The following is an 11,548-nucleotide window of genomic DNA, read 5'->3' as shown; positions in this document are numbered from 1 at the left end:
GCACATCCATCAATCATCTTAATCAAGACACTCGATGTCATGCACAAAATATTAATTGATTGATAAATTTGACATCGGTGATTATCTGGCATAGAATCTGCGGTTCTTTTTGGACATGTAGGATAGGCTTTTGTGAAAACATTTTCAGCCAAACCGCACGAAGTCAGTCATGACTGGTTTGTCATTGACGCGACCGACAAAGTGCTAGGGCGTCTCGCTACGATTATTGCACACCGTTTACGTGGCAAGCATAAACCCATCTATACACCGCATGTTGATACCGGTGATTATATTGTTGTGGTTAACGTTGATAAGTTACGTGTGACCGGTAATAAAGCAGAAGACAAGATATATTATCGCCATACTGGATATCCAGGTGGCATATACCAGACCAGCTTTAAGAAAATGCATGCGCGTTTTCCAGGACGTCCTTTAGAGAAAGCAGTCAAAGGAATGCTACCGAAAGGTCCGCTCGGGTATGCCATGTTAAAAAAGCTCAAACTTTATGCGGGTGAAGTACATCCTCATGCAGCCCAACAACCTCAATTACTTGAAGTCAGGACTTAATTTATGAGCGTTCAATACAACTATGGCACAGGCAGACGTAAAAGTTCTGTGGCCCGAGTGTTTATTAAGCCAGGCAGCGGTTCAATTATTGTTAATAGCAAGCCTATCGATGAGTATTTCTCACGAGAAACAGGACGCATGATTGTACGTCAGCCACTCGAGCTAACCGAAAACCTCACCACATTTGACATTATGGTCAACCTGCATGGTGGCGGTGAATCGGGGCAAGCCGGCGCCATACGTCACGGAATTACCCGGGCATTGATTGATTATGATGCTACGCTGAAGCCTGCATTGAGCAAGGCGGGTCTGGTTACACGCGATGCACGAGAAGTTGAAAGAAAGAAAGTCGGTTTACGCAAGGCACGGCGGCGGAAACAGTTTTCTAAACGATAATTATCTGCATACTGAAAAAGCCGCCTACTCATGGCGGCTTTTTTATTTGAATCTTGCTATTCTAAAAGCAGCCGAGGCGGGCAATCTCTCGTAACCAATTGGAGTCACAATGATTAATGTTGGTATTGTTGGCGGAACCGGTTATACAGGCGTAGAGTTACTACGTATCCTATCCCAACACCCTGAAGTCAATATTCAAACGATTACTTCGCGTAATGAAGCAGGCATTGAGGTAGCGGAGCTATTTCCCAGCCTGAGGGGACATATCAAACTAAAATTTAGTGATCCAGTTGAATCTGAGCTGAATCAGTGCGATCTTGTTTTTTTTGCAACACCGAATGGCATTGCCATGCAGCAAGCTCAAACGCTGTTGGATGCCGGTGTCAGAATTATAGATTTAGCGGCGGATTTTCGCATTAAAGATATTGCTGAATGGGAGAAGTGGTATGGCATGCGTCATGCCTGCCCAGGATTGGTAGCGGAAGCGGTTTATGGCCTACCTGAAATTAATCGAGAAGAAATAAGGAAAGCACGCCTGATAGCCAATCCTGGTTGCTACCCTACTGCGGTGCAGCTGGGTTTTTTACCCTTGATAGAGGCTGGTATTGTTGACAATCAGAATTTAATCGCCGATGTGAAATCGGGTGTTTCCGGTGCGGGAAGAAAAGCGGAGGTACACACACTACTGGCAGAAGCAGCTGATAACTTCAAAGCTTATGGTGTGCCGGGACATCGACATTTACCTGAAATCAAGCAAGGCTTATCCAATATTGCCAAAGAGCCGGTCGATCTCATATTCGTCCCGCATCTCACACCCATGATCCGAGGTATCCATGCCACGCTCTACGCAAACCTTGCTGCCCATATCGATTTACAAACATTATATGAGCAACGTTATGCCAAAGAGCCATTTGTTGATGTATTGCCCGCAGGAAAGCATCCCGAGACACGTTCCGTACGTGGCTCCAATCTGTGCCGTATCGCTGTGCATCAACCCCAGGGAAGAAATACTGCAGTCATTCTGTCGGTTACCGATAACCTGGTCAAAGGCGCGGCAGGCCAAGCCGTACAAAACATGAACCTAATGTTTGGTTTTACGGAAACGCTCGGTATTAATTTTGTGCCTCTATTGCCGTAAATAGGATTATCTTTTTATTAGAAAAATAATTTCCAATTATCTTTTCTTCCTGTCATCCTATATCATCCATAGGAAATAATTTATTGTTTCAATGTATGCTGGGTCGATCTACCTATTTTCTTGCTGGTCTCATAACTTTGAGTACGTATAAGGTCTCAAATGATCAAGCTATTTAGAAAGAATCCGGAGATTCTCGCTTCACAAGTTGTAATCAAGCCGCATACACCATGGTATTCTCGCCTATTTGTTGTCGCTATCTTTATTGCATTACTCTTAGCGCTCTCTTGGGGCATGTATAAGGCGGGCATTCAATCTGCGAAATTTAATCAGAAGGTTGAACAGAAAACATTAGAGCATTTATATGATTTAGATACTTGCTCAAAAAACAAAAAACAGGAACTCTGTACAAAAATAGCAGGACTCATACGTCAGTCACAAATAAATAACACCACTCATCAGGATATTGCCAAAGAAGTTAAATCTCTTGGTGACGAAAATAATCGACTGAAAGAAGAACTCGCTTTTTTTCAGCGCCTCATGTCAGGTAACGGAGAAATCAGCAGTGGTGTTTCTATCTACCATTTTAATCTCAGAAAAGAAACATTACCCGGAAAATATCGCTATGCACTCTCACTCGTTCAAGGTGGACAAAGACCCAAAGATTTTCAAGGTAGTTTAAAATTCTCAGTGAATCTAGTACAGAGTGGGCAAAAAAAAACAATACCATTGACTCATAAAAATACCTCAAAAGAGTTTTCGATTAATTTCAAGTTTTATCATAGAATAGAAGAAAATTTTCAGGTACCCCTCGATACGATTGTCGAGAGCCTGCAAGTACAGGTGTTTAAGCATGATGAAACCGAAGCCATATTAATGCAAACGGTTAAACTGTCTACGTGAAGGGGAAAAACTATGTTTGGAAAAAAAAAAGAGAATAAACTTCACAATCATATTGATTCACTCATTGGATCAAACACGCATATTGTGGGTGACATCAACTTCAGCGGCGGTTTGCGTGTGGACGGCTGCATCAGTGGGAATGTAATTGCCACTGAAGACGAGCATAGTACGATTGTATTGAGTGAACAAGGCACTATAGAAGGCAAAATAGACGTCACGAATGTCGTTATCAACGGCACTGTTACTGGCCCAATATATGCCAGTGGATATATAGAACTACAAGCAAAGGCAAGAGTCTTTGGGGATGTGCACTATGGCTCCATGGAAATTCAACTAGGCGCATCCGTTGATGGAAAACTGATTCATCAGAATAAACTGCCCACCGAAAAATTAGTCACATTTATTCCTGCTGCAACTGATTGATTGTTTATGTACATACAATCTTCATAAATATATTTAAGCGCATCACACAATATATTGGCAAGCCGGGAATCTATTCCGGTTTGCCAAGTCTAATTAATTTCCCATTGTTTATTAATTTTGTATTTGAGAATTCAACATGAGCACTACTATGGTAACAAGCAATTTGACTACTGACGCACCGTCAGCATTATTATTTACTGATAATGCAGCCACTAAGGTCAAACAACTGATTGAAGAGGAAGGCAACGATAATCTTAAACTGAGAGTCTTCATCAGCGGTGGTGGATGTTCGGGCTTTCAATATGGTTTTACTTTTGATGAATTAGTCAATGAAGATGATACCGTAATAGAAAAAGATGGTGTCAAACTACTGGTTGATCCCATGAGTTTCCAATACCTGATAGGAGCTGAAATTGATTATCAGGAAAATTTACAAGGTGCTCAATTTACCATTAAAAACCCTGGTGCTTCGAGTACCTGCGGTTGTGGATCCTCTTTCTCAGTATAAATTCAATCAGCGCTATCGGCTATTTCTCAACACATCCAGAACCGTTTGTGTCGGCATACCGTCCACTGCCAAGCCTGAATTTTCCTGAAACTGCTGGATAGCCCGACGCGATTCCTTACCCAAGTTGCCATCAATCTCACCATTATAGTATCCTCGTTTTTTTAATTCTGCCTGCAATTCAAACTTATCATCCGCATTGAGTGATCCCGCAGGGCGAGGCCATGGCTGAATCAAACTAGCCTGGCCCGCCAAGCGATCCGCCAGCAACCCCACGGATAAGGCATAGAAGTCTGAATTATTATAGCGTTTAAGCACAAAAAAATTACGCATCATCAAAAAAGCAGGGGCCTTTGCATCTGACATGAACTTGAGCTCCGCTCTTTTTTCGGACTGGGGAAATGAGCCTCCACTCGCCCGTAAGAAACCCAGCTTTTCCCATTCTGCCAATGTTTTGGTTGCATCTTCATAATCCATACCATTTACAGGCGACTTGACCTCATATCCCCATGTTTCATCTGTACGCCACCCATTTTTTTTCAAAAGATTGGCTGCTGTCGCGAGCGCATCAGGAATTGAATTCCAGATATCACGAGAACCATTTCTATCCATATCGACAGCATATGCCAGATAACTCGTCGGAATAAACTGCGTGTGCCCCATTGCGCCTGCCCAGGAACCCATAAGCTGCTTAGTCGAGATATCACCCGATTGTAGGATTTGCAGCGCCGCAATCAGCTGGGAGCGGGCGAATTTTTTACGGCGATCATCCGCATAAGCCAATGTGGCAAGCGCTCGGGGAACATAGTGCAGGCGATCGGTGCGTTCAAGTACTGCACCATAACTTGACTCAACTGACCAGATTGCTAATAAAATAAACTTATCCACCCCAAATTTCTGCTCAATTGCGGCAAGTTCAGGCGCATGCAGATTTGCCATATGCCGACCATTCCTGATGGATAAGGGATTCACTCTTGCATCAAGATAATCCCATATCTTGCTAATAAATTCTGGCTGATATCTCGCCTTCCTCAGTACCTCAGAATCCGGTGTCGTTATACCATCAAATGCCTGATCATAAACAGACCGCTGAATACCATTTTGAGTTGCGGTACCATAAAAATCAGTGATCCACCGCTGGAAATCGGCATCCGCATTTGCCTTCATGGGTATTAAATTAAAAACAATGGCGATTGCTATAATGCCTGACCTGTGGATTGAATATTTAAAATATTTCACAAAACTTATCCTGTAATGGAGTTGCTATCGATAACATAGAAAAAAACGGATCATACTTATCATTACACCATTTATCACATCAGTTACCAGATTCTATTTTTTAGCCACGCTATTCTGATGGAGCAGGTTTTCTGATTTGTTCCATCAGATCATGATTCCACTCGCCATGAATCCTGATTTTCGATATTGCACTTAACATCAGAGCTTCGATTAGATTATGCGATAGATAAACGTAAGCACCCAGCTTCATCGCTTTCCAGCGTTAAAATCACTGCCTTACGGAATCAACAATCGTCAGTCCTCCTCCACCCAATGCGCCGGTTCTCCCCCGAAGGAATCTATAGTTAACAGGCAAGTTGTCACTATTAATATTCTGGGATCTTTGCAAAACTCCAATAGTTGAAAAACCAACCTTTTATAATCAATAGTAGAAAACTGCTGGCAAGGACTTTTGCAAAAATCTCATTCTGAATAGCATTCGTTTCATAACCCTCTTTCCGGTGAAGAAATAAGTCGTACTCACACATTAAATGTATCCGTCGATTAACTGGGCTAATTACAGAAAAACATCGACTGGACCATTTTCTAAGACCTATAGTCCATCCGTTCAGTGCATCAATCCGAAAAACCAAAAGAGCCTATCATCTTTTCTGTTCAATAACAGAGATTAGGTGCCATTTATCTATCCATACCAGACCGCCATCAGCTAGATATCACTATCCGGAAGCTGTACACCACAATGATAGCAGTAGCTTGCATCGTTATGATGGCCATTGCGATTGCAATTATCGCAATGACGATGGCTCCTTTCCTTTCTCATTTCGTTAGAAATTTCCGCTGTCAAAATACCCGTGGGAATCGCAATAATGGAGTAACCTGTCAGCATTGCCAGTGTCGCAGTAATCTGTCCAATTGTAGTTTGCGGTGTAATATCCCCATATCCTACTGTTGTAATCGTCACTATAGTCCAATAAATACTTTTAGGAATACTCGTAAAACCATGCTCTGGTCCTTCCACTAAAAACATCAAGCTACCAAAAATAATACTGATTACTAGTATCACAGTAAAGAAAACCAGCACTTTACGTCGTGATTGATAAATAGAACGCAATAAAAGATTCGCTTCCGCAAGATGGCGAGCCATTTTGAGAACTCTGAAGATGCGCAGCACACGCAGCAGACGCACTACCAACCAATAACTGGCTTCGGGAATAATCAATGCTAAATAACTGGGAATGATCGAAATAAGATCAACGATTCCATAAAAACTAAAAATATATTTCAATGGCTTCGGTGAGGAATAAATTCTTAGCATGTATTCCAAAGAGAATAAAACGGTAAATATCCATTCGAGCCTGAATAACCAGCTTCCAAACTGGTTATTTACTGACGCTATGGAATCAAACATGACCGCCAATACGCTTAAGAGGATGATGTAGATTAGGAAAATATCAAAACGCTGGCCAGCGGGTGTATCGGTTTCAAAGATCACTCTATAAATTTTTTGTCTGGTATTTAATTCAAGCATACTTGGTGCCCGTATAGTTATTTTCTTTACTTTGATAAGGATTAGCTTGCATAATAGAACCATCAGGTAATCAACTGATACTGGGTATGTTTGCTCAATAGTTTATCTGCTACGTTAACGGTATCAGCCTGTTCTCGGCAAAATAGGGCCGGAAGTAGTAGAGAGTCATTCTATATTTTTGCTACTGAAATACACGGAAGAGTGAATCAGCGATCTTATCAAGTTCTCTATATAACGACATTCAACTATAGCGCGTTTGATACGGCCGACCACTACCAAGCTGTTCGAGAGCCAGGGATCAGCAAAAACATTGGGTAAACATTGAACGAGACCAGAGAGACAATCCATAACGTAACGTCACTGCTCACACAGACGTTTATTCAGATTTATACTGCAGCTTTTTAATGCAAAGGAAAGAGGCGGTTATAATGATAAGAATTTAATTCCAGGGAATACCAATACGCTCTCACAGAACCTGGTTATGCTGCTAAATGGAAAGCACTCATGCCACGTTAAGCCTAGCGCAACCTATCTCCCATCCAAGGAAAAAATAATCAACTTTATGATGCTGACCACATTGCTCACACCGGGAAATTATAGGCCTGATTCTTAATATTTTCAATCAGTTCTGGCAACGGGATGCCCCGCCCGATGAAATAACCCTGGATCGTATCACAACCAAGCATTCGCAAACGTTCATAAGTAGCCAAGTCTTCCACACCTTCAGCAACCACCTGTAAATTGAGTGTATGTCCAAGACTGATCATAGAATCAACGATGCGTTCATGTGCAGGCTGAGTAATCATATTTTTGACAAATACCATATCGACTTTAATTTCGTCCAACGGAAGCTCCAGTAGACGTGCCATCGAAGAATAACCTGTCCCAAAATCGTCCATTGCAAGCTTGAGTCCCATGTCTTTAAGCGCGTATAACACATCCAAAGAACCAGGATGATCCTCCATTACAGCTGTTTCAGTCAGTTCAATCACAACATCGCCCGGCGAAACGCCCCAAAGCTCGAGTCCCTGCATGACGAGTTCCACCAGTTCCGGATCACGTAGATCATCCGCTGAGAAATTAATTGAAACGCCCGCACTCAATCCGGCTCTACGGTATTCAGCACATTGTCTTAGTGCTGTATTAAAAACCCATAACGTCAGCTTTGGCATGAGATCTGTACCTTCGGCAACCTGTATCAATCTGTCAGGTCGAATGGGCCCGCGCTGAGGATGATTCCAGCGCAATAATGCCTCCGTAGATTTTATTTCTCCACTCGCAATATTGAACTGAGGCTGATAACTCATATACAACTCGCTGGATTCAATCGCACGCCCCAAATCTGACCAGAGATCGATTCCCAAAAGTAACAGATTTTCCTCTTCTTCAACAAAGAGTTTGATCGATTCTCGCTCAAGCTTTGCCTGACGCAATGCCGAGCTCGCATTACTCATAAGTTGGCTCAGCTCACCGTTGTTCTGGCTGCTTAATGCAACACCAATACGAGGCGACAATATGAGCCGTCGCTCATCCAGCAAAAAAGGCGCGGTGAGCACACGTAAAACCTTATGTGCTGCCAACAGGGCATGGCTATCGGTAAGCAAGTCACTCAGCAGACAGCATATTTGATAGCGCCCAACTATACTGACAAGATCTGCTGTATTTAATGCATCACCCAGTTGCCCTGCAATCCGTCGCATTATTTCATCTACCATCGCGTACCCGAGTACGCCATCCAACTCTGACAGCCTCTCAAAATTGATCACCAGAACAGCATGCCGTCGACCGACACGATCAGAATCGAATAATATCTGCGAAGCTGTTTGCAAAAATTTCCGATAAGACAATGCAGTCATAGAAGGAAGATAATAAGTACGATCAGATAGTTTACAAATAATATTGCCTGGCATCGATTCCATAAGCTCCTTGAGGCAGGTCGCTGGCAATTGCATATGGGACACCACCCGCTCCAGGAGCCGCTGATTTTAAATCCAGCGTCAAAGGCATATCACACGGTTGCTTTTTCGCATCAAGAATAATCATGACACGCGGAAGAAATCTCTGCGAGCGTGCATGTGTCAGTACAATCGCAACTTCACCCGTATTGAGTTCAACCAAACTGCCCACCGGAAACACGCCAATACAGTGGGAGAATTGCTCTACTAAGGCAGGATTGAGCCCACCCCGCGAATTATCCTTCAGCTCCTTGAGTGCTTGAAATGGTTTTGCTGCTGGAATGCCGGGCCGCGCACCGATTAATTCTTCGTAACAATCAACAATTGCTGCCATCCGCGCATAAGCGTGCAACTGATTAGCATATAGGCCTCGAGGATAGCCTCCACCATTTTCGCGCTCATGATGTTGCACAATAATTTTGAAGACGGCTTCCGGAATATCGCACGATTGAGTAATGATCGCTTCTCCATAAGCAACATGCTGTTTCATCAGGTTTCGCTCGGTTGCATTAAGAAAACGATTGCTTGTTAATATCTCCGAGGGCAAACGTAGTTTACCAATATCCATCAGCAATCCACCCAACCCGAGTATCGATAACTCCTCCCGCGGCAAACCCAACTGACGGCCAAAAGCAAGCAGGCGAACCGAAGCATTAATTGCATTATCGTAAAGTATTCGCCCTGTAGTTTTAAGCTGTGCGAGCAAAAGTAGTGCATCTGGATTTCGTATAACACTCTCGCGTAGCGCATCAACCGCATCTTGTGCGATACGAACATCTAACTTAGTATTCCGTTCAATTCCGACATTAATTTCGCCAATCAGGGAAAATGCGACATCATGTGCTTGTGTGGCGGCGGAGAGCTCCTCCTCTGCCGTACAGGTATCCAGATAGGTTTCTGTACCGTGGAAGGATGTACGCGATATTTCAACACCTTGCGTCTTCGGCGGCGTCTGGACATCATGCTGCGAAATGACAAATGGTTCACTTTTATCCGTATCCACATAAACGTGAGTACAATAACGTACAAGCTCATCGATATCGTCTTGAGACTGAATGAGAATACCTTGAATCAGATAGGGTGTTTCAAGCCAAGGGCGATCAAGCTCGCTGACATACATTCCAGGTTGTAAATCATTTACCGCAATTTCAAGTGTTGTCGCATTCGCTGTCATAGTGAATCCAAGCTAATAAAGGTATAAAAAAATAAATAGCCTGTCTCGTCAAAAAACCGGCTACATCAGAAAGAGAAAGGGAAAGACCCATAATTAATATACGATTTAATTGATAAGCCAAAACACTCCCACTCCGGAGAATCTACAAAATATTCGTAAAAAAAAAGGCGAATCAGCGTTTCCTATATCGCTAATAATCGTTTCTGTAGAATTCAGCCTCATTACTTATCAGAGCTAGTTAGAATGCCGGATAATAAAAATAACTTAAGATCCAGAAACGCAAATCACACGAATGACAACTGACCGACTATTCTGATAATTACGGCAAGTTCATCCAATGCTTTAAGCGCAAAAAACATAAAATGATCGGAATTGGTTTGGATTTACCCGGATCATATCTGCCCCGGGTTATTTTTTATCGGATTACTGAATGTTGACGGGAAAATCGATTGGCATGTAAACTGATATCATCTCAATGCCCCTTGAATATTTCGATGAGAATCTATTCCTGATGGGCCTTAAGAACCATCTTGGAATGTTCAGAGGGCAAATATTTTATTCCCACATAAAATAGGGAGATACATTATGAAGTCGTCAAAAATCGGTTTCAGGCACGATAGATTGCTCCCAGGATTCTGTCTCCTTGTGCGCCCGTAACAGCAGCAAGATTACTTGGTAACCCTAAAATAGTTTGTTGTGCCAACCAGGCAAAAGCGTAGGCCTCTACCCAGTCAGCATCTACACCCAGTTTATCCGTGAGTGCAACTTCCTTTCCGAACAAAGCGGCTGTCAATTGACTAATTAACGCCCCATTGCGTGCCCCACCACCACAAATATAGACTTCTTCAAAATTCGGGCAATAATTCAGTATTGACTGGGCAACCGCCGTCGCGGTCAGCTGTAGCAAAGTGGCCTGCACATCCTCCGGTCGTTCATTATCAAGTAGATGATTTTTCAACCACTGCATATTGAACGTCTCTCTGCCAGTACTTTTGGGAGGTGGCAAGGAAAAGAATGGATGAATAAATAACGCCTCCAGTAGCATTGGGATCACTTGGCCGGATGCCGCCCATTCCCCATTTTTATCATACGCTTGGCCCGTATGATGCAAACACCACGCATCCATTAGCAAATTACCCGGACCACAATCAAAGCCGATGACGGTTTTACCTGGCTCAAGATCGGTTATATTTGAAATACCGCCGATATTAACGATAACGCGATGACGACTTGTGCTCTTGAACAACGCCTGATGAAAAGCAGGTACTAAAGGAGCGCCCTGTCCACCTGCTGCGATGTCTCGACTTCTAAAATCGGTGATTACTGTAATATGAGTCAGCTCAGCTAGCAAGGCTGCATTAACAAGCTGGATCGTATAGCCCTTCTCCGGCTCAGGGCAATGCCGTACAGTCTGACCATGGCATCCGATTGCAACAATACACTGCGGCGCTATGCCATTAGTCTTGAGCAGGCTATTCACACTTTGAGCATAAAGACGAGATAACTGATTGCCAAGCATAGCAGCTCGATGGAGCTCATCATCTCCAGATTGATGCAATTCTAATAATTGATTGCGTAAATACTCATCATAAGGCAAATAAGCGGTGCAGACTAAAGTGGGCCGTGATGAACTGAAATCTGCCAATCCCACATCGATACCATCTAGGCTGGTACCCGACATGATGCCGATATAATACATAGTCTCCAAACGCTAGTCAGTTCT

Annotated in this window: 11 protein-coding genes; 6 read left to right on the top strand and 5 right to left on the bottom strand. The window is 43.1% G+C overall.

Annotated features, from left to right (window positions below; genetic code table 11):
- The first annotated feature begins 132 nt into the window (after positions 1 to 132).
- The 6 genes from rplM (at position 133) to erpA (ending at position 3,932) form a co-directional block, all read left to right on the top strand.
- Positions 133 to 567, top strand: coding sequence for a 50S ribosomal protein L13 (gene rplM, locus BUQ89_RS07525; RefSeq protein ID WP_028462166.1), 435 nt, complete (start codon positions 133 to 135; stop codon positions 565 to 567).
- A 3-nt stretch (positions 568 to 570) separates the two neighbouring features.
- The gene (rpsI, locus tag BUQ89_RS07520) at positions 571 to 963 is read left to right on the top strand and encodes a 30S ribosomal protein S9 (protein WP_028462165.1); all 393 of its coding nucleotides are present in this window, start codon (positions 571 to 573) and stop codon (positions 961 to 963) included.
- 109 nt (positions 964 to 1,072) lie between these two features.
- Positions 1,073 to 2,101 (top strand): N-acetyl-gamma-glutamyl-phosphate reductase, encoded by a 1,029-nt coding sequence (gene argC, locus BUQ89_RS07515; protein WP_028462164.1) that lies wholly within the window; start codon positions 1,073 to 1,075, stop codon positions 2,099 to 2,101.
- A 159-nt stretch (positions 2,102 to 2,260) separates the two neighbouring features.
- Positions 2,261 to 3,001 (top strand): DUF6776 family protein, encoded by a 741-nt coding sequence (locus tag BUQ89_RS07510; protein WP_028462163.1) that lies wholly within the window; start codon positions 2,261 to 2,263, stop codon positions 2,999 to 3,001.
- Between the two features lie 12 nt (positions 3,002 to 3,013).
- Positions 3,014 to 3,424, top strand: a complete 411-nt coding sequence (locus BUQ89_RS07505) for a bactofilin family protein (protein WP_028462162.1) — start codon at positions 3,014 to 3,016, stop codon at positions 3,422 to 3,424.
- Between the two features lie 148 nt (positions 3,425 to 3,572).
- Positions 3,573 to 3,932, top strand: coding sequence for an iron-sulfur cluster insertion protein ErpA (erpA, locus tag BUQ89_RS07500; protein ID WP_036573648.1), 360 nt, complete (start codon positions 3,573 to 3,575; stop codon positions 3,930 to 3,932).
- Positions 3,933 to 3,944: 12 nt separating this feature from the next.
- On the opposite strand, the gene BUQ89_RS07495 is transcribed toward erpA, so the two are convergent.
- The 5 genes from BUQ89_RS07495 to BUQ89_RS07475 form a co-directional block, all read right to left on the bottom strand.
- On the bottom strand, positions 3,945 to 5,168 hold the full coding sequence (locus BUQ89_RS07495) for a lytic murein transglycosylase (protein ID WP_218146771.1): 1,224 nt from the start codon (positions 5,166 to 5,168) through the stop codon (positions 3,945 to 3,947).
- A 706-nt stretch (positions 5,169 to 5,874) separates the two neighbouring features.
- A complete protein-coding gene (locus tag BUQ89_RS07490; RefSeq protein WP_028462159.1) occupies positions 5,875 to 6,696 on the bottom strand; it encodes an ion transporter in 822 nt (273 codons plus the stop codon).
- Positions 6,697 to 7,277: 581 nt separating this feature from the next.
- A complete protein-coding gene (locus tag BUQ89_RS07485) occupies positions 7,278 to 8,615 on the bottom strand; it encodes a putative bifunctional diguanylate cyclase/phosphodiesterase (RefSeq protein ID WP_177183605.1) in 1,338 nt (445 codons plus the stop codon).
- Positions 8,584 to 9,825, bottom strand: a complete 1,242-nt coding sequence (locus BUQ89_RS07480) for a cyclic di-GMP phosphodiesterase (protein ID WP_051537662.1) — start codon at positions 9,823 to 9,825, stop codon at positions 8,584 to 8,586. The genes BUQ89_RS07485 and BUQ89_RS07480 overlap by 32 nt, the downstream gene beginning before the upstream one ends.
- 607 nt (positions 9,826 to 10,432) lie before the next feature.
- Positions 10,433 to 11,524, bottom strand: coding sequence for an anhydro-N-acetylmuramic acid kinase (locus BUQ89_RS07475; RefSeq protein ID WP_028462156.1), 1,092 nt, complete (start codon positions 11,522 to 11,524; stop codon positions 10,433 to 10,435).
- Between the last annotated feature and the right edge of the window lie 24 nt (positions 11,525 to 11,548).

The sequence above is a fragment of the Nitrosomonas cryotolerans ATCC 49181 genome, from assembly GCF_900143275.1.
GTDB lineage: Bacteria > Pseudomonadota > Gammaproteobacteria > Burkholderiales > Nitrosomonadaceae > Nitrosomonas > Nitrosomonas cryotolerans.
Note: the sequence above shows the minus strand (reverse complement) of the source record. Positions and strands in the feature narration are given on the sequence as shown.